This window comes from Leptolyngbya sp. NK1-12, from assembly GCF_032598965.1.
Classification (GTDB): Bacteria; Cyanobacteriota; Cyanobacteriia; order Elainellales; family Elainellaceae; genus Elainella.
The window spans coordinates 1,280,862-1,305,116 of the sequence record NZ_CP053586.1; the positions used below are offsets into that span (position 1 = coordinate 1,280,862).

Genomic DNA, 24,255 nt, shown 5'->3' on the forward strand with positions numbered 1-24,255 from the left:
CAGAATGTGGAAACGAAGAACATTCCATGAGTGCGCTGAGGAATTAGAAGTACTCAGCCAAGATTTTAGAGACGCTTATGTAAATAAATCGAAACTAGAACAACAAATCCAAGAGAAAATATTACAGGAAGCTTCTGAAAGAGGTATTGAAATCTTGCGGGTGTTAGCTCTTTCAATCCGATCAGAACAAGACTTTGGTGGCATTCCTTCGATTCGTACAACAGTTGGTGCTTTGAAACGTTCTGCAAACACCAGTGAAGTTTTGTCTACGTTAAATAGTTATCGACCACCTTACGATGGAAGAACTGGCTTCGAGCCTCTTTCACTTAGAGAAGCCTTGAACAAAATCGCTCATGCAAATCCCTATAGGGCTGGCTTTTTTGCAGATAGTGCCGTTCATGATCTTATTCTCTCTGGCAATCACGGTTCTAACACTTGGATAGCTATTGTGTCGATCGCTGATCTTTGTCGTGTGATCAAATCTCTTCCAGATCAAAATGTGCAATTAGTTTAAGTGAGCAGAGATACAATATCTTTATGCAGTTTGACTGGGATGAAAACAAGGCAGAGCGCAATCTATCAAAGCATGGAGTCTCATTTGAGGAAGCAAAAACTGTTTTTGATGATCCTCTCTATGTTGATTTCTACGATCCAGACCACTCTGAAAACGAGGAGCGTTATCTTCTCGTTGGACAATCAAGCCGAGGACGATTGTTGATTGTGTCGTATACCGAAAGGGGTGATTCAATCCGCCTTATTAGTGCAAGACAAGTGACACAAACCGAGCGAGAAACCTATGAAGAGGGATAAGTCAGAGATGGAAGATGATTTACGGGCAGAATATGACTTCAAGAGTCTTCGGGTCAGAAGGTTAGGCTCTGGAAGAAAAAGTTTTGGTGGAACTACTGTAAGGTTAGAACCTGATGTTGCAGAGATGTTTCCTAGTGCTGATGCAGTTAATGAGGCGCTACGATTCTTGATCAGAGTGATGCGGGATAATCAGGCGATCGCTCCAACGGCACAGGCTGACAAGTCAAATGCAGCAGACGATTGATAGCCATTGGTGCTGAGTTCGATGTTCTCTGCCGCTGCACAACTTTGCCGTTAGACCGACTAGGTTTTGAGTTCAGGTTTTGGGCAACCCCATCTGCGTTGTTATTTTTTGGTCGTTGCTAACAGGTCACTCGTTTGGACTCAATCAACTGGTTCATTCTCAAAAATTGGGAGACTGAAGACCCATTCCGATTGGAGTGGTTTTCTCCATTTCAGCAATCATTAGGTTCTTTCCTCCTGTTCAACAGCTTGTACTTCAACCAGGATTTGCAAGATTTCCAACCAAGACGATCCGTGAGGTACGGTCTGACAATGCCGTTACACACCAACCGTATCGAGTTGGTCAAGCTGATCAATCGAGTTGATTTCAAAACTCAAAACTCAAAACTCAAAACTCAAAACTTAGTTCCCCTACCCCTCCACGCTTTTTACTAGCGGTTTCTCTCCCGCAAACACCTGCCGCACCCGCTCAAACTCTAAATCTGACAAGTAATCCACAGCCCAGTTTGCCTGTCGCTGCATCATGTGAAACGGGTAGGAATTGGCTACACCCACCACCTGCATTCCGGCAGCTTTAGCGGCTTGAATTCCCGCTGGCGTATCTTCGATCGCCAAACACTCGGATGGTTTGAGATTCAGTCCCGGATCACGCTGATTTAACCGCTCGACTGCGAGCAAGTAGCCGGTTGGATCGGGTTTGCTGACTCGGATGTCATCGCCGGCCACAATTATCGAGAAATATGGGGCCAACTCTAGCCGGGTTAACACTAGCTCAATTTCAGACCGCACAGCTCCGCTCACCACCGCCATCGGCAACTGGGCAGCTCGGATTTGAAAAATCAGATCGGTCAGTCCGGCATAGCTGGGTAGCGTTTCCAGATTAGCCAACTGTTCGGCATAGGCCCGCGATTTTCGGGCAATCAGGTTATTCAGATACTCATCAGTGACAACTCGCCCCCGCCGCGCTAGCAGTTCCGTCAGACAAACTCGATCGCTGCGGCCCAAACAGACTTCCCGAAACTCCTCTGATTTGGGCCGCAAGTTTTCTTCGATTAAAATCTGCTCTAGCAACCTCTGGTGCAGCGGCTCGTCGTTGATAATCACGCCATTGAAATCAAACAGAACCGCTTTCAAAACCATAGATTATCGAGTCTTCGCGTACCGCAACTGCTAATCCTGAATCTGCGAGGATTATATCGTTTTATATCACGCCTTTCTGCTGGTCTGTTGCCCCTCACTGTACTCAACGCGCGATGGAGCTGAATTCGGATTATGGTTGAAGGTATTCTAAATTACCGATAAATCAGGTTACAGACAGAAGGTATAGAAGGCAATATGACGGTAGCGGATCATTCTTGCGAAGAAGTAATTGGGATTGATTTGGGCGGTAGTGCCATCAAACTGGGCCGGTTCGATGCAGAGGGGAATTGCTTGCAGTCGCTCAGCGTGGCCACGCCCCAACCCGCCTATCCAGAAGCGGTGCTGGCAGCAATGATAGCCGCGATTGCACAAATTGACCCAGAGGGTAAAACCGTGGCCATCGGCGTTGGAACTCCAGGTCCGGCAGATGCAGCCGGTCGAATTGCACGAGTGGCGATTAACTTAACGGGTTGGCGTGATATTCCACTGGCCGATTGGTTAGAAGCGAAAACCGGCAAACCCACCGTGCTCGCCAATGATGCCAACTGTGCCGGCATGGGAGAATATTGGCTCGGTGCAGGTCGCCATTTTCAGCACCTGATTTTGCTCACCCTGGGTACGGGCGTCGGCGGTGCCGTGATTCTAGACGGCAAGCTGTTTACCGGCCATGACGGATCGGCGGGAGAACTGGGATTGATTACCCTCAACCCCGATGGCCCTGCATGTAACAGCGGCAATAACGGTTCGCTAGAACAATACACCTCGGTTCGGGCAATTCGGCAACGCACCGGACTAGAACCCGATCAACTAGGCGCGAGAGCCAGAGCAGGCGATCCAGAAGCCCTGGCGTTTTGGCAAGCCTATGGGCGGGATCTAGGTGCCGGTTTAGCCAGTTTAGTGTACGTGCTGACCCCAGAAGCCATCATTATCGGTGGCGGAGTCAGTGCCAGCGCCGAGTTTTTCTTTCCGACGGTGTGGCAAGAATTAGAGCGGCGGGTACTGCCCAGCTCTCGCTCCAAACTTCAGTTGCTAAAAGCCGAACTCGGCAATCAAGCTGGCATGGTGGGAGCCGCAAAGTTGGCATGGCAGAAGGCGGGGAAGCTTTAGTTTTGAGTTTTGAGTTTTGAGTTTTGAGTTATCAGGGTCAATTCAGAACACTGGTAGCCGACAACGTAAATGGCTTGCTACGCCACTACCACTCGAAACTCGGTTCGACTGAGCGTTCGACTGATTTTTTTGGCCCCACAGGCGTTGACCTGAGCTTAGTCGAAGTCTCACCAGAAGCCAAACCTTAAACCTCAAAACTTTTGTACCTACCCCAAAACTCAAAACTCAAAACTCAAAACTCAAAACTTTTGTACCTACCCCCACAACTCAAAACTCAAAACTCAAAACTTTTTTAACCCATCAGTTGTAAAACTGTCACAGTTCCCCTGTTCCAGGGTTTCTCGTAAGCGCTAGGATGCAATGGTAAGGGGTGATACATTCTACCAATTGACAGCCTTTGGCACACGTTTCTATCAGCCTTTCATTCAGAATTTCATTAGCTTCAGCATATACCCCTGCCTGAAGGAGGAGCACTATGAAACGATCCATTGATTGGGTGCTCATACCCACTGCGCTTGCTGCCACATTAGCCATCACCACGGTTGCTGCTGCCGACACGGTGCAAACTCCCCTCGCTTCAGCCGTGACCGTATCGGGCAGTTCTGGGCAAAATCAAAGTCAGTGTGGCTTTAACACTGGCTCACCCACCCAAGTGATTGTGGTGAATCAACCTACTCCCCTACGCTTCAAAGTCCAAAGCCAAGGCCAACCCACGCTCTGGATCACCGGTCCGGTTGAACGTTGCGTCATGGCAGATGGCTCAGCCGGCGGCAATATTGAGGTACCGGGCGTATGGCAACCGGGAACCTATTCGGTCTACGTCGGTAATCAAATTCAGGGCGGACAACCCTACACGCTGTCGATCATTCCAGAATAATTGCAGCTCTGACTGCTGACTCCGGTTCGGCTGAGCGCTCGACTGAGCGCTCGACTGATTTTTCTGGCCCCATAGGGGCAGTGCTCACGCCGAAGTCTCACCGTCGCTCGCGGAGCGCGTTCCACGAACGAAGCCTGACTCCTGCCAGATCAGTTACAACAATTCTGGACTGGACGCTGTTAAGATCCAGCTAATCAATCAAAGAGTTACTGGTTTGTCCTGATCCCATGAGTGACACTATCCTTGCCGTTCGCAATCTGCAAGTGCAGTTTCAAACCAATCAATTCCCGGTTCGAGCAGTTGACGGCATTTCCTTTGAAGTCAAACGGGGCCAGACGATTGGGATTGTAGGGGAATCGGGTTCGGGCAAATCAGTAACGGCTTTATCGGTAATGGGCTTGGTGCCAAATCCACCCGGTCAGGTGACCGGCGGTGAGATCTGGTTTCAGGAAACAGCAGATAGCCAGCCGGTTGATTTGTTGCGTCTCAGCAAAGAGCAACTGCGGCCATACCGGGGCGGCAAAATCTCGATGATTTTTCAGGAGCCGTTGAGTTCGCTGAATCCGGTTTACACCTGTGGTTATCAAATCATTGAAGCGATTCGGCAGCATTGCCCCGACATCGCCCCTGCGGAAGCTCGCCGTCAAGCGATTAGTTTGCTGCAAGAAGTCAAACTATTGCCCAGCGACGAGGAACTCGAACAGCGGTGTTTACAGGAATGGCACAAGCAAAATCCTGCGAAGCTCTCGAATCGGGAAGTAGCCCAGCAGGTGAATCGGCAAAAGCAGGCCATGCTGGACCGCTACCCCCACGAGCTGTCGGGCGGCCAAATTCAGCGAGTCATGATCGCGATAGCGATTTGCTGCAATCCTGTTTTGCTGATTGCTGATGAGCCAACTACCGCCCTGGATGTCACTGTCCAGGCGCGGATCCTCGATCTGCTGCGGGAACTGCGCGACCGGCGCGGTATGGCGATTATGTTCATTACTCATGATTTGGGCATCGTTGCCGAAATTGCTGATCAGGTGGCAGTGATGTATCGCGGCAAGATTGTGGAATCCGATTCAGTGTGGAAGATTTTTGCCAATCCCCAGCATCCCTATACCAAAGGGTTACTCGCCTGCCGTCCCCGGCTTGATCACCGGATGAAGCAATTGCCCACGGTTGCCGACTTCATGGAAGTGACAATTGACCCAGACGGACAGCCAATTATTCAGGAGAAACCGCTGAGCGTCGAGCAGGCTTTGCGCGTCAATACCGAGGTCAGCAGTCAGGATGCTGGCCAACGCTGTAGCAACTTGATGCAGCAAACCCCGATTTTGTCGGTACGGGACTTACAGGTAGGCTTTCCGGTACGCGGCACGTTTGGGCGGACTCAGCGCTATCTAATGGCGGTCAGCGGCGTTTCGTTTGATGTGTACCCAGGCGAAACGTTGGGATTAGTGGGCGAGTCGGGCTGCGGTAAAACCACCCTGGCGCGGACCCTGTTGCGGCTGATCAAAGAGATCAGCGGACGCATCAGTTTTGAAGATCGGGATATCACTGATCTCAACCCCAAACAGCTCCGCCAGCTCCGACGCGAGATGCAAATCATCTTTCAAGACCCCTACAGCTCGCTCGATCCACGCATCACGATTGGGGAAGCTGTAATGGAACCGTTGAAAATTCATGGAGTTGGCAATGCCCGCGAGCGGTTGCAGCGCATGTCCTATCTATTGGATCGCGTCGGTATCGATCCAGGGTGCAGTCAGCGCTATCCCCATGAGTTTTCCGGCGGTCAGCGGCAGCGGATTTGTATTGCCCGTGCCCTGGCCCTCAATCCTAAGTTCATCATCTGCGATGAGTCGGTGTCGGCGTTGGATGTGTCGGTGCAGGCGCAGGTGCTGAATTTGCTGAAGGAATTACAGAATGAGCTAAATCTCACCTATATTTTCATTTCCCATGATTTGAGTGTCGTCAAATTTATGAGCGACCGCATCATCGTGATGAACGGCGGCAAAATCGAAGAAATTGGTTTGGCTGAGCAGGTGTACCGACAGCCGCAGCAGGCATACACTCGTCAGCTGATTGCATCGATTCCTACCGGCAATCTAGAAGCGATTCGCAATCGGCAGTTGCAGCGCGGGTTTGTCGTCAGCTAGAGCCTCATCGCTGTTAGATTTGCGCTACTTACTGTTATTGACTGTGACCCGGCTCACGGTCGGCAGTTCGCAGGCATTGCCCACTTTCGACAATTGCCAGCCGCAAATTTTGCAGTAGCGGGCATCGGCATCGTGGGTTTCTAGCCCACAGTTTGAGCAGAGTGTTTCCACCTGATTCGAGGTCTTGATGAGCTGCTTGATCAACTCGCCCACCTGCCAGGGAATCAACGCGATCCCGGTCAAAATCATCAGCACTGCCAGCAGCCGACCGACTTGGGAAACCGGCGTAATGTCGCCATAGCCCACGGTGGTCATCGTCGCGACCGAGAAATAAATCGCATCTAAAAACGTGGTAAACCGACTGGAATTAATCGGATGTTCAACCTGGTAAATCAAACCCGAATAGATAAAAATAATCGTGAAAATGGTGAATAAAATTCGGGCAAAAATAGCGCTATCTTGACGGGTGACATAGCCAAAAATTGTTCGTCCTTCAAAAAATCGAATCAAGCGCAGAATCCGAAACCAACGAAAAATCCGAATAAAGCGAATATCCAGCGCCGTAAACAGAAACGGCAGAATCGCCACCAGATCAATCAGCGAATAGGGATTGAAAACAAAGCGCAGTTTGTCCTCGGCACTCCAAAACCGCAGAATATACTCGATCGTAAAAACCACCAGAATCAGATCATTTAGAATCGCCAAAACCGCCTTGACTGAGGCCGGAATTGAATAGGTTTCAGCCACAAAAATGGCAGACGATAGCAGCACCATACCTGTGATCATCAGGTTGATGGCTTTGCCAACCGGCGTTTCAATATCTTCAAAGTAAAACCTGACTTTTTGCTGCCAATTCTGATAGGCTGATTGCGTCATTCCCGATCCCCGATTTGGACAAATTCCACTTCGCCAAAAATGGCCGATGGATGAGTGTAGTATTTGAATTCCATCAAATTGTGAAACGGATCTTCTAAAAAGAAAGTGCGATGCTCTAACGGCGACCCCGTGAACCGATACTTTGGCGATTGGTAAAACTTCAAGCCTTTTCGCTGCGCCCGTTCTAATAACGCTTCCCAATCCGCTTCGGCTAGAAAAACCAGACCAAAATGGCGTGGATAGATCCCCGGTTGCGGAGTCAACAGCTGATCGGTGAGATGGGCTACTAGCTGATGACCATATAGATTCAGAATCACCGATTTGGCATTTTCTCGCCCTACGGCACAACCTAGCCCGTTGCCATAGTACTCTTTAGCTGTCGCAATGTCGGCAACGGGAAACGCCAGATGAAAGAGGGTTTGCATTGTCATAGCCCTGCTCATTTACCGGATCAAACTGCCTTCGTTAAAACAAATACATTACCCTCGTTGCCTCTGCCAATTCGCAGATCATCATCTAGATAGGTAATTTCTAGCCAGCCGCGCTGCTCGCGAGCCGTGATGTTGAAATCAATCGCCGGAAATTTTTGGCCTGCTTCAATCCGTTGAATAAAGTGGTCGGGTGAACGATAGTCAACCAGTCGCTGCAAGCCAATAATCGAGCGTTCAAAGCTAACGTTAACTCGCTTTTCTGATACGGGGTCAAACCTCGCGGCCACGCTGACTAACCCTTCCAGATAGGGTAAACCATAGACCTCGGCAATATTGTAAAGTGTGGCAGTTCTAGCTCGAATGCATTGATAGATCTGGCCCAGTTTTAGGAATGGAAACTGATCAATCCGCAGCAGTCCCTGGCTGGTGGTGTAGATCAATCGCCAGTTGCCGTTCAGCTTATCGACCGCTTCTAGCGGCTGGGGGGTAGGGTTGCGGTCTTCTAATTGGGCAATTGCAGAGAGGATAGCCAGTTGCTCCGACTCGGTTGCCAACAGGCCCCGATTTTTACCCGCAATCGCTTCCAGTAATGTAGATTTACCAAGCATAATGCCCTCTTCAGATGAAAACTGAGTGACCAGAGATCGGTTCAAACTGCCCGTCGAGGCGGGTGGCTAGGTCCGCCAGCCGCATGGTTGACCAGAGCCAGACATCTTTAAAATCTAAACTTTGAGATCTAAAACCAGATCTAGACCAAATCGGTCGTCGGTGATCGTCAAGTTAAATCAAAATGATTGCGACTAAGTCAGTCCGATTCAGCCAAATATTTCAAATTGTTTCACCAAACGCTTGGTGTTGACATCAAGTAGGATTTAAGCTAGTAGTATCGAGGGTTTTTGGTTGGTCCGCTGGCGATTCAGTGAATTCGCGTGGCCAGCCGCTCGATCTCCATGTTTGCTACCATTAGCTGATCCAAACTAACCACGCTGTTAACTATGCATAATCCTGCTCTACACGAGGTTCCTCGCAACCAACCCGCTGCACCAATTCCTTTACAGCAAGATGCTTCTATCTTAGATTGGCTAGAGGGAACCGGACGCCTGCTGTCTCGCGATGTTTCCGATTTTGACTTCTCCGAAGATGAAGAAGAGATCAGCGAGCTGATGTCCGGTGACGATGCCACCTTTGATCTCGATGATGATGACGATTCCCTCGACTTGGAAGAGTAAGCTGCGGTTGTAATTAAGAATTTGGAATTCCAGAAAATTCAGGTAATCATTCGGTGATCCATTTTGAAAATTCTGTGGCATGATTCCAGCACTAGTTTGGATTTGCAAAGAAAAACTTTGATTTCCTGAAATTAGGCTGGTAGGCTTTGTAGTGTGTGGTGTGGAGTGAAATCTGAAATTGTGGATGCCAAGATAACACCGGACAGAAAGACACCGATTATTTCCCAAAAATCTATCAAATCCATCGGACTGTCTGGATATCGTCTGTTTTTAACACTGGGTGCAGGACTGACAACGACCGCTTTGATTCTGGACTGGATTGCTGGCCGCTCGCTGGCTTCCGGTTTTGGGTTGACTCTGCCTTTGGTTGTAACTGCCTTGGTGGCCGGCATGCTAGGACTGTGGGTTGTCCCCCTGCTGCGCGATCTAAAAGCAGGTCAGGTGATTCGCCAAGACGGCCCGCAAGCGCATTTGAAGAAGGCCGGCACCCCAACCATGGGTGGGATCTTCTTTGTCCCTGCGGCGGTAGTAGTGGCTCTGTTCTGGACCGGGTTTGCGCCCAATGTGGTAGCTGTATCGGCTCTGACGTTGGCCTATGCCGGAATTGGCTGGTTGGATGACTGGCAAATTTTGCGGCGCAAGTCTAACAAAGGCATTTCCCCGAAGCTGAAACTGGCCCTACAAGTTCTCTTCGGTGGGTTGTTTTGCGGCTGGCTGCTTTGGAGTCAACCGGCGGATGTATCTACGATCGTTTTCCCGTTTGGGATGACGCTTTCGCTGGGCTTGCTGTTTTTGCCGCTGGCCTGGTTTGTTCTGGTTGCCGAGAGTAATGCTACGAATCTCACCGATGGTTTGGATGGATTAGCGGGCGGCACGGGTGCAATTGCGCTGCTGGGATTGGGTGCGTTAGTGGCTCCCACGGCTCCAGAGCTGATGGTCTTTTGTGCCTGCATGAGCGGTGGCTGCCTTGGGTTTCTAGCGCACAACTACAATCCGGCGCGAGTGTTCATGGGCGATACCGGCTCTCTAGCTTTGGGTGGAGCCTTGGCTGCCGTGGCGCTGCTTAGTCACTCGTTGTTCGGTCTGTTGATTCTGAGCGGGCTATTTCTGGCTGAAACCCTATCGGTGATTGCGCAGGTTGGCTACTATAAGGCCACCAAAGATACCAATGGAATCGGCAAGCGCTTGTTCAAAATGGCTCCTTTGCACCATCACTTTGAGCTGACCGGCTGGACTGAGACTCAGGTGGTTTCGCGCTTCTACCTGATTTCGGCTGTATTGGCACTGATCGGTTTGCTGCTGTGTGTCTAGCAGTGCAGTTCCCTACAGGTTCGCCAAATTGAACCCAATCGATAGCTGGCAAAATCTTTGCTTGAGGCGGGGCAGTTGACCTTGCCTCATTTTTAGCGATAGGGTAAGACTACCTGACTTAACAAAACGTCAGATTAAGTCGTTTGCACCGCGAATGCAGGTAGACAAACCAGGTAGTCAAACATGGTATCCAAAGGATTGCTGTTACCGGGCGTTTTGTTGGCATTAGCCTATGGGCTAAAAACAGTTGCTCTTCCAGAAGCCAAGCAGAATACACCCTCACAAAGGACTTCTACTGCCGCTGAGCCGCGTTCTGCTAATCAATCGGCATCAGGCGTTGACGACGATCGGGCTAACGGCTACTCTTCTCGCCTATCGGACCTGATCCTACCGCTGCCGCCCATGGCACTGCCGGAGTTGCTGCTGCCCCCCTACAATTTTCCCTCCTTCGACAGCGAACGACTCGACCAAGAGCTGCAGCTTTATTTACAGTACCTGCGCACCCACGGCAAACCCGATGTTCTGATCATCGGCAGTTCTCGTTCCCTTCAGGGTATTGATCCGGCAGCGTTAGAAGAAGCTTTGGCTGCTCAAGGCCATCCGGGGCTAAAGGTGTATAACTTTGGCATCAATGGTGCCACAGCCCAGGTGATGAATCTGCTGATGCAAGATATTTTGACTCCTGAGCAGTTGCCGCGTCTGGTGATCTGGGGCGATGGCTCGCGGGCCTTCAATAGCGGTCGGCCAGACCGGACCTACAGCCAAATTGTGGCATCTCCTGGCTACCAGCGAGTGCAGCAGGGTGAACGTCCAATTCCATCTCGCACCACCGATTGGGAGATTCCTACCTTCGTGACCACAGCAAACAAGTCTCTGGCGGAGTCTGTGGCAGCAGCCAACGAAACGCCAGTTGCTCCCGATCTAACCCTACAAGGATTCCAAACCGTAACCGAGCAGTATGATCCCAGCAGCTACTATCGACGCTACCCGCGAGTTTCAGGCCGGTACGACAACAACTACTACAACTTCAACCTCCGAGGCGATCAGACTGATGCAACGGTATCCCTGGCCAACTTTGCTCGTCAGCAGGGGATTACGCTAGTCTTCGTTAACTTGCCTCTCACCCGCGATTACCTGGCTGATACAGTGCGGCGGAATTACGAAACTGAGTTTCAGCAGCATATGTGGCGATTAGCAGCCCGCGAGCGCTTTATGTTCCGCGATCTCAGCCAACATCCAGAGCTGGTCAAAAATCACTATTTTGCCGATCCTAGCCACATCAATCGTCACGGAGCACGGGCTGTAGCCTTTCAGCTCGCTGCTGACCGCACGATTCCTTGGCATATTGTTGGCTCTGCTCCGACTTCCCGCTCTAGTGCCAATCCATCACCTTGAGCTTGCAGAGATTGTCAGACGACTTTATTGAGATTGATTTTATCCAGACTTGATCATCAAGCCTGATCGAGAAGAATTCTGGGGGATAAACTGGATCAAGGACGGCAGCAAACTTCGATTACAGAACACTCAATTCCAGAACCGTAGTTTCCCCTTAACCTGATTTGCATAAGCTATGTTAACCACCAATTCCCTGGCTGAAGAACGAGCAGCTTTAGACAATAAATTATCGAATCGCTTCATTGACCTTGACCCCGCCGGCTACTTCGTCATCTTTGTGGATCGGGAAGCCCAGTTAATTTGCGCCAAGCACTACACCAATGTGATCAACGACCAAGGGCTAGCCTGTGATCCAGAAACTGGAGAGCCGCTACCCTGCAATGTCAAAGTAGAGCGGGTACCAACGGCGGTTTTTACAGGCCGCACGGCTAAGGAACTTTGCATCAAGATTTTTGAAGAAACCCAACCCTGCCCGATCACCTATCTAGACCACGCCGCCTATTTGGGACGAGAATTTGTCCGGGCGGAAATAGCGCTACTGAATGGTCAGGACTATGTGCAGGACTAGGACACACAATTAAGTCACTAGTATCAAGTCACTAGTTAAGACACTTAAGACACTACATCAGCCCTCAACCAGACTGGAAGCCAGAATAAAGCGCAGGGAGGAAATCCCTACTCCATGATTTACTCAAACTGCCAAAATTTGCTTATAACGAAGAGAGAGCTGTTTGGCAAATTTTCCCTGTTTTGCTTGATAGGGCAATTTGTTTGGTCACCGCTGTTCAGCTAGAACTTCCGCTATGCAACCATGACTACCACACCTCACGAAACCTACTACCGCTCTGAAGACGCGCAGCAAATTCTGAATCTGGCGATTGCACGACAGGCAGAAGCCGGTGAGCTAACCCGCACCCAACTGTTTGAAATTGCTGCTGAGCTGAATATTGCCCCAGCCGATATTCTGGCTGCTGAACAGGAATGGTTAGCGCATCAAGGTAAACAGGCGGAACGACAAGCTTTCGATCGAGTGCGGCAAGGACGGTTTCGGTCGCAGGCGGTGAAGCATTTGATTTTTGCAGGGTTCTTTTTGGCCCTCTACCTGTTATTTGGTGGGCAGTTCTGGCTATTTCCGGTGTTTGTGGGCGGGGTCAGCTTGGCCCTCTCAGCCTGGAAGACCTATTTCTTGAGCGAAGACGATTATAACCAGGCGTTTCAGCAATGGCGGCAACGGCAGCGGTTGAAACAGACGGTCACAAGCCTCGTCAATCGCTGTTTGGGCGTCTGATGGCGATTTAGGGACGCAATGACCAATCTATTGCTCGTGATCAAGAACGCTCGCGGAATTCAACTTCGTAGGCGCGAATTGTCACATCATAGTGGCCGAAGAAATCATGCCCAAGCAGTCCTATATCGAGTTCCGGCCCAGCCACCGCCACCAATACATCACGAGCGACGGCACCCTCTACCTCCATCGACTGGACATACCCAACCGGAAAGGCCACTCCTTTTTGACTAGCCGTATCAACCGTGGCCTGGGCAATTGGCACTACGCCCAAACTGTCCGCCATTTTGCGAGTAATTAATGTGCCGCTGGCTCCGGTATCCACAATCATGTCAAATGGCTGCTCATTGTTAAACAGAACCCGGATCACAGGCGTGTTTCCCTCTCGGCGCACAATTGGTGCGTAAAACACTCGATTGCTGCTAACTGGAGCAGGAATAGCGACTTGGGGAACGGCAGCCGCAATGGGTGCAGATACAGCAGTTGGTTGCTTCTGGGGTACCCGTGGAGGCAAAATAATCACTCCAGTCGGGTTAGGAGCAGTTGGCCGATTGGCCTGTTGTTGCGCATAGGCCAAATTCTTTTGGTAGTCGGCTAGCTTTTGCCGCACCTGAGCATGATGGGGACTTGCAGCCGGAACCGATTTCATTAGTTCAATCGCCTGCCGCCAGCGATTCGCGACCAGTTTCCAGTCATCGCGCGATTGGGCCGATTTGCTGATGGTATAGGCACTCGATGCCCGGTCAATGGCCAATCGAAATGGATCAATCTTAGAGGTTGATGCTTTAGCTGGGGTAGCCGGATCTGGTTGAACTGCTGGGGCAGTTGGTGGCGGCAGGGATGATTCAGCGGACAGCTCCGGACTATTGCTACAGGCGCTGGTAGAAACTAGTAGACTCGCCAATCCAATCAAGGCGACACTCGATTGATATGGTTTAGGCATAACAGCACTCTCTCAAGAATTTCAGCAAAAGACGCCTTGTCAACGCGACTACTGCGAACCCACTCAGACTGAACAATTAAGCCTGGACCATTGGGTTCACTCCCGGTGGTTCCAGAGTTGCACTTGCGTGACCGCAATATTGCCAGAGAAACACACATCAACATCGGAGCCTGGATCGCGTGCCCGTTTGCCATACTCCCCGGCATATTTTAACGTTCCCGACTCTAGCGCTTGATAAACTGCCGGTAGGGGTTGGGTGCACAAGGGGCAGAAAACAATATCCACCTCAGTCACCGAACCATCCGGATGGGGCAAATTAACGTTCCAAAACCTGCCTGCTGGAGAGGATTGGTGCCTCAGCTTGTCGATCACCAGGGATGCCCAGTTGGCAGCCCGCTGCCAATCAATCGCTCGCCTTTGGTGAATGTAGTGAGAAATAGCAATCCCCGGCACTCGATACAGAGCAGCTTCTCGAACGGCGGCCACCGTCCCAGAAATGTGAATATCCGCGCCCAAATTGCCGCCTGCGTTGATTCCCGATAGGACTAACGTGGCATCAGGGCAGATCTGGCTCAAGGCAATCCGAATACAATCCACGGGTGTGCCATCGACAGCATATTCATAATTCGAACGCTGCTCAACCCGAATCAGGCGAGCAGTCGTCACCTGATGACTACAGCCTGAGTGATGCTGGAGCGGCGCAACAACAATTCCCTGCCCCCCAACCGCTTGCTGGAGTGCTCGTAGCCCAGGCGCATCAATTCCATCGTCATTCGTCAAGATGAACGTCATCTAGAGATCGTCCAATTATCAAACAAGCTAAGCATTGCCTTCGCTATGCTGACGGAACTAAATGCCAACCCATCATCATTATGAATGAAACGGAACTGAAACTACTGGCGGCAGATCACTCGCCGCATTGAGCGCATGTTGGTCGGCAGGTCGAGCCGAATGCCTTCTTGAATAATCTGGGTGGGAATTGGAAGGGAAGGAGTTGCTTGGACAGAGTAAGTCAGAAGTGTACCGGCTTGATGATCATGCAGTTTGAGGAGCGCCGAAAAATCGTGAAAGCTGCCTTTTTCTAACTGAAATTGAATTTGATGCCAGCGGGGCTGGATCGTTTCAAAGGCTTTGAGATAAATTTCTACCTGAGCTGTGAAGCAAAGAAACGTTTTGCCCGCAACCTGGTAAAGCCGCTTGTAGCTACGAGAGCCATCATGGCTAGAGATAATTTGGCTGTGGGTTAAACTGGGAAAATATTGCACCCAGCGTGGATAATCGATCAACTGCTGCCAGACCTGCGACCGCTCTAGTGGCAAATACATTTGCGCTGTAACAGCTCCGCCCCAGGCCGAGTGGGATCGGGTTTGAAGCAGGATCTCTCCACGCAACAAAGCCGTCTGGTGAGCGGTATCCCATCCAAGATCGATCGCAGGTTCAACAAGCGCTAAGGTCATACGTTACTCGCTATATCTAAAAAATTGCGACTCGCGGCTATCAAGCTCTAAATCTTTCTAAATCCGCCTCGCCATTGTCTTCAACTAGGGTGCCTCAACTCACTCAACTGCCTGTCGTCAACTGGGAAATTAAATTCATCCTACTAGTATCTAGAAATGTAACTTCACTGCCCTTAGTTGTAGTTCCTAATGGCTGAAGATACAAGCTAACTTTTTGGGGTTGATGTGAAGATCTAAAAAATTTCTTTGCTGGCGAACTTTCCGTCCCACGAGCTACAAGTCCGTGTAAGAATAGGTCTGCTAAAAGCTAGGTTTGCCATTTGCTGTTGACAGGAGTTGATAGGAGGGTTAGGTGAGGCAGTCTCCCAATCTTGGTATCCGAATTTTCTTGTATGTTGCTGGTATTTTGTTGGTGATCATGGCACTGGTATTGCTGCTGCAAGCGTTTGGCTTCCTAACCGACATTCCCCGAACGGCGATTTATGCGCTAGTGCTGCTGGCAATTGGCGTCGGCATTTTGTCGGCTCTGCGCAACCGATAGGGGTTCTATTCCAGTTTCAGCGCAAATCCCCACCGTGAGTTCTGTTATGCAATCTAATTCAATCTAATTCAATCTAAATGGTAGGTAGGTTTATGCTTAAATCCATGCGACCCACCACGCAGCTTTTTCTGTTTGCCCTCGGCTTGACGGCTGCCGTATGGATCCTACGCGGGATTGGGATTTTGACCTTTTTGCCAGGGGGCATCATCTGGCTGCTGATCTTGCTGTGCATTGGCACGGGTGTGGTGAATGGCTTGATGGGAACCCGTCGATAAGGCAAACTGAGCTAAAGATTGGCAAATGCGAGCACTATGATCACCCTCTCTTCCGAAGAAATTGACCAATATCGTTCCCAACTAGCCGATAACGAAGTAGCGCTGCGGGCGCTCAATATGATCGAAGACTGCGAGGGAGATCTGGAAGATGCCGCCATTGCCTTAGCCCTCCAGGTAGGGCAGGAACCCGATCGCACCGAACAGTGGCTAGACGGAGTGGCAAAACGATGGCGGGTTTTTCTCTGCCAGACGGGGATCAAGGAAGCGATTCAAGCTGGAACTGTTAGCAGTGCGATTAATCTTCTGGCTCAGGAAACCAACATTCCAACGGTTCTGGCCACTCCGGTGGTACTCTATGTTGCCAAAACCGGTATCGACGATTTTTGTAAACCGCTGCAAGAAAAACTCTAGGTTGACTGGAAAGTTCCTATGAATCAACCGCCTTCTGATCGGATCCGCGCCCATGCGATCATCTCAGGTCGGGTGCAGGGCGTGGGCTATCGGGCTTCTACCTGGGATATGGCCCAATTGCTGAAACTCAGCGGCTGGGTGCGCAACCTGCGAGACGGACGAGTGGAAGCCGTGTTTGAAGGGACACAGGCACAAATCGACGAAATGCTCCGCTGGTGCCATCAAGGCCCGCCCGCTGCCAAAGTCACTGCTGTAGATGTAAACTACGAAACTCCTGAAGGACTGCAAGAGTTTGAGGTGATTAGTTCCGTAAGGTGGTAACATGTCCTCGTTTTTTGCCCGGTTACTGATTAGATATCCAAACTAACCATAGAAATTACAGTCCAACCCAGTTGAGAGAAAATATGGGCAGAATAGAGGAGATCTAAACCTAAAGCTAAGCTCCTACCCCTTCCCAACCTGAATTGCTATGCAGTCCTCCCAAGACACCTCATCCGCTCAAGCTCGCCAAACCCGCCAACAGTTTGTTAGCCCAGAAGATTATTTGTCTTATGAACTGGGCAAGGCGGTGCGCGAACTGCCGCCCCTCTACACCCGGCTGCTAGCTGGAACCCTGTCAATGCTCGTATTTGGCGCAATTGGCTGGGCGCATTTTAGCAAAGTGGATGAAGTGGCAACGGCTCAGGGTGAACTGATTCCCTCAGCTCAGGTACGGCCCGTGCGTGCTCTAGAGGGGGGCATTATCAGTGAAATTCGCGTCCAGGAAGGAGACCAAATTAAAAAAGGCGATGTGCTGTTGGTGCAGGATCCGGCTCTGAATCAGGCAGAAGTGGATCGGCTCGAAAAAATTGCGGTTGCGGTGCGGCAGGACATGGCCCGGCTGAAGGCGGAAAGTGAAGGCCAAACGAAAACAGGAACGGCTTTGCAAGATCAGCTTTTGACAGCTCGGCTGCGCGAGTTTGATACCCGTCAAGCGGCTGCCACTGCCGATGCCCAACGCCAGCGGGCTGTGATCGCTGAAGCCAAGGCCCAATTCGCCAAACTGGAAGGCAATCTGGCCAATGCTCGCACCGCGTTAAAAAATGCTCAAGAGCGAGAAGCCAGTCTGCGTAAACTGGTCGATGGGGCAATTCCACGCTTTGATTATCTAGAAGCGAAAGATCGATTGACGGAGGCTGAAGATCGGGTCAATTCGTTGCAGCAGGAGATCGCAGCTCAGCGGCAGGCAATTTTGCAAGCAGAGCAAGCGTATCAGGCAGCTCAACAAACGACGAATCGGCTAGGCTCCGAACGGCAGAGCGAAATTCTCAGTCAACTGAAACAGCGCCAAGAGGAGCTAGCTAACATCGAAGGCCAACTGACTCAGGCCCGCCTCAGAACTGAAGGCCAGACAATCACGGCACCGGTGTCTGGAAAGGTTTACGATGTCCAAACCACGCTAGGCGAGCGTGCAGTTGCACCGGGGCAGGAGTTGCTGTCGATTCTGCCGGATGACGAGGATTTATTGCTAGAAGTCAAGGTACTTAACCGCGATATCGGTTTTATTAGCAACGGTATGCGGGCCAAGGTGAAGCTGGCCACCTTTCCATTTCAAGAGTTTGGCACCATCGAGGGTGAAGTGGTACAGATCAGCCCCAACGCCACGATCGATCGGGAACTAGGCCCAGTATTTGAGACAAAAGTAAAGCTGAAGCGCAAGGACATTATTGTCAACGGTCAGCCGGTCGAACTGACGCCGGGTATGGCCGCTACGGCAGAAATTGTGACTCGGCAGCGGTCAGTTCTCACCTTCCTGCTCGAACCAATTACTCGCCGCTTTAGCGAAGCCTTCACGACTCGATAATGCCAATAGCAATCTTCTTCCATCAATCTCTTGCACCTTCGGTTCCCAGACTGCGGTAAGCTGGTTAGATGGTCAAAATTAGCTTGACATGCAGCCTGAATGGGTAGGATACCTAATTCAACTCAATATTTCAATTCTCTAGTTACTTCACTAGACAGTAATACGAACTAAATTAGCCTGCATGTTTCCCGATTGTTTAATTTTGGTCGCGTTAACATCATTTTGCATTTTTAGATCACGCTTCACAAATGGTTTCTAGTCCTCCTCGTTCAATTCGGATTGGCTCCCGCAAAAGTCAACTGGCTCTTGTGCAAACTCATTGGGTGCAAGCCGAACTTCAGCAACGATTCGCAGATCGTAAATTTGAAGTTCATACGATGAGCACCCAGGGTGACAAAATTCTGGATGTGGCGCTCGCCAAGATTGGTGACAAAGGCTTATTCACCAAAGAGTTGGAAATCGGCATGTTGCAAGGCGAGATTGACTTTGCGGTGCATTCGCTCAAGGATCTGCCGACTCGGCTCCCGGAAGGATTGATGCTTGGCTGCGTTACGGAACGGGAAGATCCTGCCGATGCGCTCGTGGTGCATGCTCGCCATCAAGATAAGCAAATCGATACCCTGCCCGAAGGTGCTGTGGTGGGCACCTCCTCGTTGCGTCGCTTAGCTCAGTTGCAGCACCATTACCCGCATCTGGCGTTTAAGGATATTCGCGGCAACTTAAATACTCGATTACAAAAGCTAGACGCAGGCGAGTTTGACGCGATTATTTTGGCGGTGGCCGGGTTGCGGCGGCTGGGAATGGCAGAGCGAATTCATCAGGTTTTGCCGCCGGAAGTGTCGCTTCATGCCGTCGGTCAGGGTGCGTTGGGCATCGAGTGCCGCGCGGAAGACAGCGAAATTCTGGAGTTGCTAAAGGCATTAGAACATCAGCCCACTGCCTACCGTTGCTATGCTGAGCGGTCGTTTCTGCGCGAACTAGAAGGCGGTTGCCAGGTGCCGATTGGCGTCAACACAACCATCGAAGGCAATACGCTGACGCTGACCGGCATGGTCGCCAGCCTGGATGGACAGCAGATGGTTAAAGACAGCATCTCTGGAGCAGCAACCGAGGCCGAGGCACTAGGAATACAACTGGCTCATAATCTCCGCCAGCAAGGAGCAACGGAAATCCTGGAGGCGATCTTTACTGAGATCCAGCGGGGATCTTAATTCACGTTCACGCTCAGCTCAGCTCCTCGCTCTCCAGGGCATCAACTGAGTACAGCCGCTCTGGCAAGACCATATCCCGCACAAATCGATATAGCTCTGCTTCTGATCGCCCTTCGAGCTGCTGTTCCTTGAGGGCGATTAGTCCGTCTGCTAACTCGGCGGCTCGCTTTTTGTAGGAGTTGTTCGCCGTCAGCAGATCCAAAAACACCTCTCGCTCGATCTGAAGCCGGCTGGCATCTTCGGTTAGGTGGGAGGCATAGGCAAGCGAATCAACTTCATATTTGAGCAGAAAGATCAGGGCATTGCTGAGCTGCTGGAGCTGTTGCTGCAAGCGGCGGGTATCAAGTTCTAACCGATCAAAGCCGACCTGACCATCAATGCGCAGTTCCACAATCGGAGCATCGGCTGGACGCAAGCGGTTTTGCTGAATCGCCTGCTGGACTTGGGCAATCGCCTGCTGCTCTAGTTCTTCGACTGACTCTTGTCCATTGGTTGAGAGCTTTAACCGCACAACGTCCCGCTGGTAATAATCCTGTTTCAGCTCGGCCTGAATGCCAGTTTCGTTGATTTCTACCAGATAAACTCCCCGCTGGTAGCTGGCTTCCTCCACGCTGTTAGCTTCGATGGAGCCAGGGTTGAAGATCCAGTTTTCTAAGCTATAGCTCTTGTGAATATGCCCCAATGCCAAATAATCAACCCCCGCTTGTTTCAGGGGCAAGACATCAGCATATCTGAGCGCACCTTGATAGCGCGCGATCTGTCCTTCTAGGCCGTGGTGGAACATCAGAATCGTTGGCCCAGCACTCGGAGGTAGTTTGCCCATTGCGGCAACAATCTGCTCGATTGCTTTGGGTGCTGAAGTTCCGTACCAACTCGATCCCAAGACTCGCACTCCGCAATCTAGATCGATATAGGCACCAGAGCGCCCATTCCACGGACTATAAAACGATTCCTCAGCAGTGGCATCACCCGGTTCCAGCAGAATCAGCAATCCCCAGTCGGCCAGATAGCGCAACCAGTTGGTTTTGGTACCGTAGGGACGGTTGTCGTGATTCCCCTCAATCGCCAGCACAGGAATACCGGCTTTCTGCAATTCCTGCAAACAGTACTGCGCCTGATTTAAAGTCGCGGGCTGAATGTTGCGATGCTCAAATAAATCACCGGCAATCAGGACAAAGTCTACCCGCTCTGCAATCGCGTATTTCTCGATCGCGTCATTGAAGGCATAGAAAAAATCCTGCGTCCGCTCTTTGCAATCGTAGCGGTCAAAGCCCAGATGAACGTCAGCCAGATGGAGAAAGCGAGGCATAGACACAAGTACAGATGAACTGACTCATTCTATGCTCGAATCAGTCTAGCGTCCAGAGGGTAAACAAATGTTTTTAATGAGTGCTTGTGAGCAATTCTGAAAAAGACGTTGGCGGAGGGGGCTTATCAGACCGCAGCTGTAGTGGATGCTGCCAGTTCTTCCAGTCGCTCCTGTTGGTCTTGAGAAATACAAGACTGAATCACCGATTCTAAATCACCCTCCAACACCGGGTTCAACGTGAAGTTCTGGCCCAAGCGGTGGTCGGTCACGCGATTATCTTTGTAGTTGTAGGTGCGGATTTTTTCTGAGCGCGCACCTGTACCCACCTGAGAACGCCGCATTGAAGTGACGGCTTCCTGCTGTTCCCGTAGCTTCATTTCATAGAGTTTGGCCCGCAGAATTTGCATCGCCCGCTCGCGGTTTTGCAGTTGGGACCGCTCTTCGGTACAAAAGACACGAATGCCTGTGGGTTTATGAAACAAATCGACCGCCGTTTCCACCTTGTTGACGTTCTGACCACCCGCTCCACCCGATCGAGCGGTAGTAATCTCCACATCCTTCGGATCAATCTCGACATCGACCTCATCGACTTCCGGCATCACGGCCACCGTTGCTGTCGAGGTATGCACCCGACCACCCGCTTCCGTCACCGGAACTCGCTGCACGCGATGCACACCGGCCTCGAACTTGAGTTTGCTGTAAACCTGATCCCCTTGAATTTCCAAAATCGCTTCTTTGAAGCCACCCATATCGCCGAGGGATTCACTCACCAGCTTCACCCGCCAACCCTGACTCTCGGCATAACGGGAATACATCCGCACCAGATCGCCAGCCCAGATACTTGCTTCATCGCCGCCAGTACCAGCCCGAATTTCCAGCATGATGTTTTTTTCGTCGTTTGGGTCGCGGGGTAGCAGTAATACCTTCAGCCGGTTCTCTAGGGTTTCGATTTGGGCCTCTAGTTCCTCAATTTCTAGACTGGCCAACTCCTTCAGTTCGGGGTCAGCGCTAGCGTCTTTGGCAATTTGGCGCGCTTCTTCCAGTCCCTGCTGTGCTTTCTTCCAGGTTTCGTAGGTGTCAACGGTTTCCTCTAGCGAAGAACGAGCCTTGGCTAGCCGCTGAAACTCAGTCGGATCGGTCGCTACATCTGGATCCGCCAAACGTCGCGTCAACTCGTTGAAGGTTTGCTCAACGGATCTAAGTTTGTCCAATAAATAAGCTTCAGCCATAGGAACCGCCAACTGATACGAACTGGAATGTCACATTTGAAAACAGCAAAAGCAGTCAAGCGAAACCACTGACTGCACGTTAACAAGCAAGTGACAATCGCTATTTCTTCTTGGCGTCGCCAGACTGACTGTCCGTCATACCGTACTTACGCAAGAAGCGCTCGACTCGACCTTCAGTGTCAATAATCTTTTGCGTACCCGTGAAGAAGGGGTGATTTCCGGACCAGACGTCAACATGCAGCTCTGGCTTGGTGGAGCCGACCGTCATCACGACTTCGCCATTGCAGTATACTTTTGCCTCTGGGTACCACTGGGGGTGAATATCTTTTGCCATAATTCTCTACCAACCTAATTGAAATGAACTAGACCGCTTGGCATCAGCCTTAACGCTTCGAGTACTGAGGTGCCTTACGAGCCTTGTGCAAACCATACTTCTTACGCTCTTTGGCCCGTGGGTCGCGGGTCAGGTAGCCTTCGACCTTCAACGGCTTGCGGTTATCGGGATCGAGCTGACAGAGCGCCCGTGCCACGCCTAACCGAATCGAATCCGCCTGCCCGGTTAAGCCACCGCCGCGCACATTGACCAGAATATCGTACTCGCTCTCTAATCCTAGCGTTTCCAAAGGAGCCTTTGTAACCGCGAGGTAGCCCGGATTGAACTGTAGATATAGATCGCCAGGTTTGCCGTTGATCGTCAGTTGGCCGCTGCCAGGAACTAGCCGCACACGCGCTACGGCAGACTTCCGCCTCCCAGTGCCCCAGTACATAACGCGCTCGCTTCTCTCAGTCGCTTGCATTACTTATCGCCTCCAGGAATAGTCTTAATCTCTAGAACTTCAGGTTTTTGAGCTTGATGGGGATGATCGGGACCCGCATAGACCTTGAGCTTGGTAAACAATTGACGCCCCAAGGTGTTTTTCGGCAGCATGCCCTTCACCGCTTGCTCCACGATCCGCTCCGGCAAACGAGCTTGGAGCTGGTTGAACGTCTCGGTTTTCATACCACCAGGCCGACTAGAGTGCCGGCGATACAGCTTTTGGCTGCTCTTTTTGCCAGTCACGACCACTTTGTCTGCGTTGACCACAATCACAAAATCACCCGTATCCAGGTGGGGAGTGTAACTGGGCTTATTCTTGCCGCGCAGCACCATCGCGATCTCGCTAGCCAGACGCCCTAGGCGCTGATCAGCGGCATCCACAACATACCAGTTGCGTTCGATCGTATCGATTGGAGGAAGATAGGTCTTGTTCATGATTCGTCAGTTGTTCTTTGCAAGATAATCAAAAGTCCGGGAGGTTCAACCAAAGCAGGAAACGGGTTCAGCCATCGATGGCAAGGTCAACTGCGGCTGCGTGTCAAACCAAATTTCCGGTGAGAAGGGAAACTCAGGATAACCCACTCGCAGCAGACACAACCCTTGAGGTGGTGCGGCATATTTGACGAGATCCCGCCGCTGCTGTTGCCAGAGTTCTGTAAACTCCGCAGGCGAGCGATCTCCGCGACCCACCTCAACTAGCATACCGACTAGCAACCGCACCATGCCATACAAAAAGCCGCTGGCCTGCAGCTCGATTTGGATGAACGGACCTCGACGGATACACTCAGCGGCCTGAACATCCACCCACGAATGAGCGCGACTCGAACCAGCCCGGTGGAACGCGGCCAAATGCTGCCGCCCCAACAACGGCTCCAAGGCTGCCTGCATCAAGGACGCCTCTAACGGCGCAAGGTAATAGTGCCAGGTAAAGGGCCGCACAAATAAGTTTGGGCGAGCATCGGTGTAGATAGTGTATCGATAGCGCCGCCAACAGGCCGAAAAGCGAGCATGCCAAGTTTGCTCTACCGGAGCTGAGCCTCGAATCAAAATATCGTTCGGCAGACGACTGTTGAGGATGCTGGCCCAACGGTGGGCAGGGATATGGCTGGGAGCCTCAAAGTGAGCCACCTGCGCGGCGGCATGAACTCCTGCATCGGTACGGCCGGCCCCATGCAGCGTTACCGGATGATCCAACACAGACGCAATCGTCCGCTCGATCTCTTCCTGCACAGAACGATGTTGAGGTTGCCGCTGCCAGCCATGAAAATGAGTGCCCAGATATTGAATCACCAGGGCCACTCGCTGAGTCGGCTTGGATGAAGAGTGCCCCTTATCCAAACCAGACGACATTGATAACAAACTGACAGACATAAT

The 24,255-nt window shown here is 51.2% G+C and carries 30 protein-coding genes; 17 read left to right on the forward strand and 13 right to left on the reverse strand.

Going from position 1 to position 24,255, the window contains the following annotated elements; all coding sequences use genetic code 11:
* Positions 1-4 precede the first annotated feature (4 nt).
* The 3 genes from HJG54_RS04950 to HJG54_RS04960 are packed head-to-tail and all read left to right on the forward strand — an operon-like array spanning position 5 to position 1,054.
* Positions 5-514: a hypothetical protein gene (locus HJG54_RS04950; RefSeq protein ID WP_316433712.1), complete on the forward strand. Its 510-nt coding sequence runs from the start codon at positions 5-7 to the stop codon at positions 512-514.
* Positions 515-537: 23 nt separating this feature from the next.
* Positions 538-810 carry a BrnT family toxin gene (locus HJG54_RS04955; RefSeq protein ID WP_316433714.1) on the forward strand — a complete coding sequence of 91 codons (273 nt, stop codon included), beginning with the start codon at positions 538-540 and terminating at the stop codon, positions 808-810.
* The gene (locus tag HJG54_RS04960) at positions 797-1,054 is read left to right on the forward strand and encodes a hypothetical protein (protein ID WP_316433716.1); all 258 of its coding nucleotides are present in this window, start codon (positions 797-799) and stop codon (positions 1,052-1,054) included. The genes HJG54_RS04955 and HJG54_RS04960 overlap by 14 nt, the downstream gene beginning before the upstream one ends.
* 410 nt (positions 1,055-1,464) lie before the next feature.
* Here HJG54_RS04960 and HJG54_RS04965 read toward each other — a convergent pair whose 3' ends face one another.
* Positions 1,465-2,193, reverse strand: a complete 729-nt coding sequence (locus HJG54_RS04965; protein WP_316433717.1) for an HAD family hydrolase — start codon at positions 2,191-2,193, stop codon at positions 1,465-1,467.
* A gap of 195 nt (positions 2,194-2,388) precedes the next feature.
* On the opposite strand from HJG54_RS04965, the gene HJG54_RS04970 reads away from it, so the two are divergent.
* The 3 genes from HJG54_RS04970 (at position 2,389) to HJG54_RS04980 (ending at position 6,318) form a co-directional block, all read left to right on the forward strand.
* Positions 2,389-3,300, forward strand: a complete 912-nt coding sequence (locus HJG54_RS04970) for an ROK family protein (protein WP_316433718.1) — start codon at positions 2,389-2,391, stop codon at positions 3,298-3,300.
* A gap of 475 nt (positions 3,301-3,775) precedes the next feature.
* Positions 3,776-4,177, forward strand: a complete 402-nt coding sequence (locus HJG54_RS04975; RefSeq protein ID WP_036002347.1) for a hypothetical protein — start codon at positions 3,776-3,778, stop codon at positions 4,175-4,177.
* A gap of 227 nt (positions 4,178-4,404) precedes the next feature.
* Positions 4,405-6,318: an ABC transporter ATP-binding protein gene (locus HJG54_RS04980; protein ID WP_316433720.1), complete on the forward strand. Its 1,914-nt coding sequence runs from the start codon at positions 4,405-4,407 to the stop codon at positions 6,316-6,318.
* Positions 6,319-6,342: 24 nt separating this feature from the next.
* On the opposite strand, the gene HJG54_RS04985 is transcribed toward HJG54_RS04980, so the two are convergent.
* Genes HJG54_RS04985 through HJG54_RS04995 form a run of 3 tightly spaced genes read right to left on the reverse strand, consistent with a single transcriptional unit; the run spans position 6,343 to position 8,233 of the window.
* Positions 6,343-7,194, reverse strand: a complete 852-nt coding sequence (locus tag HJG54_RS04985; RefSeq protein ID WP_316433721.1) for an ion transporter — start codon at positions 7,192-7,194, stop codon at positions 6,343-6,345.
* Positions 7,191-7,619 (reverse strand): VOC family protein, encoded by a 429-nt coding sequence (locus tag HJG54_RS04990; protein WP_316433722.1) that lies wholly within the window; start codon positions 7,617-7,619, stop codon positions 7,191-7,193. Before HJG54_RS04990 ends, HJG54_RS04985 begins: the two co-directional genes overlap by 4 nt.
* A gap of 26 nt (positions 7,620-7,645) precedes the next feature.
* Complete coding sequence (locus HJG54_RS04995) at positions 7,646-8,233, reverse strand: PAP/fibrillin family protein (protein ID WP_316433724.1); 588 nt, start codon at positions 8,231-8,233, stop codon at positions 7,646-7,648.
* A gap of 387 nt (positions 8,234-8,620) precedes the next feature.
* Between HJG54_RS04995 and HJG54_RS05000 the strand changes: the two genes are divergently transcribed.
* From HJG54_RS05000 to HJG54_RS05020, 5 genes are all read left to right on the forward strand, one after another.
* The gene (locus tag HJG54_RS05000) at positions 8,621-8,854 is read left to right on the forward strand and encodes a DUF3134 domain-containing protein (protein WP_316433725.1); all 234 of its coding nucleotides are present in this window, start codon (positions 8,621-8,623) and stop codon (positions 8,852-8,854) included.
* Positions 8,855-9,019: 165 nt separating this feature from the next.
* Positions 9,020-10,165 carry a phospho-N-acetylmuramoyl-pentapeptide-transferase gene (gene mraY / locus HJG54_RS05005; protein ID WP_316433726.1) on the forward strand — a complete coding sequence of 382 codons (1,146 nt, stop codon included), beginning with the start codon at positions 9,020-9,022 and terminating at the stop codon, positions 10,163-10,165.
* A 183-nt stretch (positions 10,166-10,348) separates the two neighbouring features.
* Positions 10,349-11,560 (forward strand): hypothetical protein, encoded by a 1,212-nt coding sequence (locus HJG54_RS05010; protein ID WP_316433727.1) that lies wholly within the window; start codon positions 10,349-10,351, stop codon positions 11,558-11,560.
* Between the two features lie 175 nt (positions 11,561-11,735).
* A complete protein-coding gene (locus tag HJG54_RS05015) occupies positions 11,736-12,128 on the forward strand; it encodes a DUF4346 domain-containing protein (RefSeq protein WP_316433728.1) in 393 nt (130 codons plus the stop codon).
* Between the two features lie 243 nt (positions 12,129-12,371).
* Positions 12,372-12,848: a 2TM domain-containing protein gene (locus tag HJG54_RS05020; RefSeq protein WP_316433729.1), complete on the forward strand. Its 477-nt coding sequence runs from the start codon at positions 12,372-12,374 to the stop codon at positions 12,846-12,848.
* Between the two features lie 40 nt (positions 12,849-12,888).
* Here the strand turns inward: HJG54_RS05020 and HJG54_RS05025 are convergent, their stop codons facing one another.
* From HJG54_RS05025 to HJG54_RS05035, 3 genes are all read right to left on the reverse strand, one after another.
* Complete coding sequence (locus tag HJG54_RS05025; RefSeq protein WP_316433731.1) at positions 12,889-13,788, reverse strand: retropepsin-like aspartic protease family protein; 900 nt, start codon at positions 13,786-13,788, stop codon at positions 12,889-12,891.
* 96 nt (positions 13,789-13,884) lie between these two features.
* Entirely contained in the window at positions 13,885-14,580 is a 696-nt protein-coding gene (gene surE / locus HJG54_RS05030) for a 5'/3'-nucleotidase SurE (protein ID WP_316433732.1), read from the reverse strand.
* Positions 14,581-14,681: 101 nt separating this feature from the next.
* The gene (locus tag HJG54_RS05035; protein ID WP_316433733.1) at positions 14,682-15,245 is read right to left on the reverse strand and encodes an SRPBCC family protein; all 564 of its coding nucleotides are present in this window, start codon (positions 15,243-15,245) and stop codon (positions 14,682-14,684) included.
* A 352-nt stretch (positions 15,246-15,597) separates the two neighbouring features.
* On the opposite strand from HJG54_RS05035, the gene HJG54_RS05040 reads away from it, so the two are divergent.
* The 6 genes from HJG54_RS05040 (at position 15,598) to hemC (ending at position 19,526) form a co-directional block, all read left to right on the forward strand.
* The gene (locus tag HJG54_RS05040; protein WP_316433734.1) at positions 15,598-15,786 is read left to right on the forward strand and encodes a hypothetical protein; all 189 of its coding nucleotides are present in this window, start codon (positions 15,598-15,600) and stop codon (positions 15,784-15,786) included.
* 92 nt (positions 15,787-15,878) lie between these two features.
* Positions 15,879-16,061, forward strand: a complete 183-nt coding sequence (locus HJG54_RS05045) for a hypothetical protein (RefSeq protein WP_036002368.1) — start codon at positions 15,879-15,881, stop codon at positions 16,059-16,061.
* A 36-nt stretch (positions 16,062-16,097) separates the two neighbouring features.
* Positions 16,098-16,472, forward strand: a complete 375-nt coding sequence (locus HJG54_RS05050; RefSeq protein WP_211622645.1) for a hypothetical protein — start codon at positions 16,098-16,100, stop codon at positions 16,470-16,472.
* An 18-nt stretch (positions 16,473-16,490) separates the two neighbouring features.
* The gene (locus tag HJG54_RS05055; protein ID WP_316433735.1) at positions 16,491-16,793 is read left to right on the forward strand and encodes an acylphosphatase; all 303 of its coding nucleotides are present in this window, start codon (positions 16,491-16,493) and stop codon (positions 16,791-16,793) included.
* Between the two features lie 148 nt (positions 16,794-16,941).
* Entirely contained in the window at positions 16,942-18,315 is a 1,374-nt protein-coding gene (locus HJG54_RS05060) for an HlyD family type I secretion periplasmic adaptor subunit (RefSeq protein WP_316433737.1), read from the forward strand.
* A gap of 248 nt (positions 18,316-18,563) precedes the next feature.
* The gene (hemC, locus tag HJG54_RS05065; RefSeq protein ID WP_316433738.1) at positions 18,564-19,526 is read left to right on the forward strand and encodes a hydroxymethylbilane synthase; all 963 of its coding nucleotides are present in this window, start codon (positions 18,564-18,566) and stop codon (positions 19,524-19,526) included.
* Positions 19,527-19,539: 13 nt separating this feature from the next.
* Here hemC and HJG54_RS05070 read toward each other — a convergent pair whose 3' ends face one another.
* The 6 genes from HJG54_RS05070 to truA all read right to left on the reverse strand — a co-directional run bounded on the left by HJG54_RS05070 (position 19,540) and on the right by truA (position 24,252).
* Positions 19,540-20,835 carry a metallophosphoesterase family protein gene (locus HJG54_RS05070; RefSeq protein ID WP_316433739.1) on the reverse strand — a complete coding sequence of 432 codons (1,296 nt, stop codon included), beginning with the start codon at positions 20,833-20,835 and terminating at the stop codon, positions 19,540-19,542.
* A gap of 125 nt (positions 20,836-20,960) precedes the next feature.
* Positions 20,961-22,064, reverse strand: coding sequence for a peptide chain release factor 1 (gene prfA / locus HJG54_RS05075; protein WP_316433741.1), 1,104 nt, complete (start codon positions 22,062-22,064; stop codon positions 20,961-20,963).
* Positions 22,065-22,164: 100 nt separating this feature from the next.
* Positions 22,165-22,398, reverse strand: a complete 234-nt coding sequence (gene rpmE / locus HJG54_RS05080; protein WP_036002378.1) for a 50S ribosomal protein L31 — start codon at positions 22,396-22,398, stop codon at positions 22,165-22,167.
* A gap of 49 nt (positions 22,399-22,447) precedes the next feature.
* Complete coding sequence (gene rpsI, locus HJG54_RS05085; protein ID WP_036002379.1) at positions 22,448-22,861, reverse strand: 30S ribosomal protein S9; 414 nt, start codon at positions 22,859-22,861, stop codon at positions 22,448-22,450.
* Positions 22,861-23,316 carry a 50S ribosomal protein L13 gene (gene rplM / locus HJG54_RS05090; protein ID WP_316433742.1) on the reverse strand — a complete coding sequence of 152 codons (456 nt, stop codon included), beginning with the start codon at positions 23,314-23,316 and terminating at the stop codon, positions 22,861-22,863. Before rplM ends, rpsI begins: the two co-directional genes overlap by 1 nt.
* Positions 23,317-23,361: 45 nt before the next feature.
* The gene (truA, locus tag HJG54_RS05095) at positions 23,362-24,252 is read right to left on the reverse strand and encodes a tRNA pseudouridine(38-40) synthase TruA (protein WP_316433743.1); all 891 of its coding nucleotides are present in this window, start codon (positions 24,250-24,252) and stop codon (positions 23,362-23,364) included.
* Positions 24,253-24,255: the final 3 nt, after the last annotated feature.

Excerpts from the sequence above, each read along its gene's own strand:
- HJG54_RS05050 (WP_211622645.1), top strand. The coding sequence starts at position 16,098 with ATGATCACCCTCTCTTCCGAAGAAATTGACCAATATCGTTCCCAACTA.
- rpmE (WP_036002378.1), bottom strand. The coding sequence starts at position 22,398 with ATGGCAAAAGATATTCACCCCCAGTGGTACCCAGAGGCAAAAGTATAC.
- HJG54_RS04950 (WP_316433712.1), top strand. The coding sequence starts at position 5 with ATGTGGAAACGAAGAACATTCCATGAGTGCGCTGAGGAATTAGAAGTA.
- HJG54_RS05015 (WP_316433728.1), top strand. The coding sequence starts at position 11,736 with ATGTTAACCACCAATTCCCTGGCTGAAGAACGAGCAGCTTTAGACAAT.
- prfA (WP_316433741.1), bottom strand. The coding sequence starts at position 22,064 with ATGGCTGAAGCTTATTTATTGGACAAACTTAGATCCGTTGAGCAAACC.
- HJG54_RS05010 (WP_316433727.1), top strand. The coding sequence starts at position 10,349 with ATGGTATCCAAAGGATTGCTGTTACCGGGCGTTTTGTTGGCATTAGCC.
- HJG54_RS04960 (WP_316433716.1), top strand. The coding sequence starts at position 797 with ATGAAGAGGGATAAGTCAGAGATGGAAGATGATTTACGGGCAGAATAT.
- rpsI (WP_036002379.1), bottom strand. The coding sequence starts at position 22,861 with ATGCAAGCGACTGAGAGAAGCGAGCGCGTTATGTACTGGGGCACTGGG.
- HJG54_RS05000 (WP_316433725.1), top strand. The coding sequence starts at position 8,621 with ATGCATAATCCTGCTCTACACGAGGTTCCTCGCAACCAACCCGCTGCA.
- HJG54_RS05025 (WP_316433731.1), bottom strand. The coding sequence starts at position 13,788 with ATGCCTAAACCATATCAATCGAGTGTCGCCTTGATTGGATTGGCGAGT.
- HJG54_RS04990 (WP_316433722.1), bottom strand. The coding sequence starts at position 7,619 with ATGCAAACCCTCTTTCATCTGGCGTTTCCCGTTGCCGACATTGCGACA.
- HJG54_RS04975 (WP_036002347.1), top strand. The coding sequence starts at position 3,776 with ATGAAACGATCCATTGATTGGGTGCTCATACCCACTGCGCTTGCTGCC.
- HJG54_RS04980 (WP_316433720.1), top strand. The coding sequence starts at position 4,405 with ATGAGTGACACTATCCTTGCCGTTCGCAATCTGCAAGTGCAGTTTCAA.
- HJG54_RS05035 (WP_316433733.1), bottom strand. The coding sequence starts at position 15,245 with ATGACCTTAGCGCTTGTTGAACCTGCGATCGATCTTGGATGGGATACC.
- HJG54_RS05070 (WP_316433739.1), bottom strand. The coding sequence starts at position 20,835 with ATGCCTCGCTTTCTCCATCTGGCTGACGTTCATCTGGGCTTTGACCGC.
- HJG54_RS05020 (WP_316433729.1), top strand. The coding sequence starts at position 12,372 with ATGACTACCACACCTCACGAAACCTACTACCGCTCTGAAGACGCGCAG.
- HJG54_RS04995 (WP_316433724.1), bottom strand. The coding sequence starts at position 8,233 with ATGCTTGGTAAATCTACATTACTGGAAGCGATTGCGGGTAAAAATCGG.
- HJG54_RS05045 (WP_036002368.1), top strand. The coding sequence starts at position 15,879 with ATGCTTAAATCCATGCGACCCACCACGCAGCTTTTTCTGTTTGCCCTC.
- HJG54_RS04970 (WP_316433718.1), top strand. The coding sequence starts at position 2,389 with ATGACGGTAGCGGATCATTCTTGCGAAGAAGTAATTGGGATTGATTTG.
- HJG54_RS04985 (WP_316433721.1), bottom strand. The coding sequence starts at position 7,194 with ATGACGCAATCAGCCTATCAGAATTGGCAGCAAAAAGTCAGGTTTTAC.
- rplM (WP_316433742.1), bottom strand. The coding sequence starts at position 23,316 with ATGAACAAGACCTATCTTCCTCCAATCGATACGATCGAACGCAACTGG.
- hemC (WP_316433738.1), top strand. The coding sequence starts at position 18,564 with ATGGTTTCTAGTCCTCCTCGTTCAATTCGGATTGGCTCCCGCAAAAGT.
- HJG54_RS04965 (WP_316433717.1), bottom strand. The coding sequence starts at position 2,193 with ATGGTTTTGAAAGCGGTTCTGTTTGATTTCAATGGCGTGATTATCAAC.
- surE (WP_316433732.1), bottom strand. The coding sequence starts at position 14,580 with ATGACGTTCATCTTGACGAATGACGATGGAATTGATGCGCCTGGGCTA.
- HJG54_RS04955 (WP_316433714.1), top strand. The coding sequence starts at position 538 with ATGCAGTTTGACTGGGATGAAAACAAGGCAGAGCGCAATCTATCAAAG.
- truA (WP_316433743.1), bottom strand. The coding sequence starts at position 24,252 with ATGTCTGTCAGTTTGTTATCAATGTCGTCTGGTTTGGATAAGGGGCAC.
- HJG54_RS05060 (WP_316433737.1), top strand. The coding sequence starts at position 16,942 with ATGCAGTCCTCCCAAGACACCTCATCCGCTCAAGCTCGCCAAACCCGC.
- HJG54_RS05055 (WP_316433735.1), top strand. The coding sequence starts at position 16,491 with ATGAATCAACCGCCTTCTGATCGGATCCGCGCCCATGCGATCATCTCA.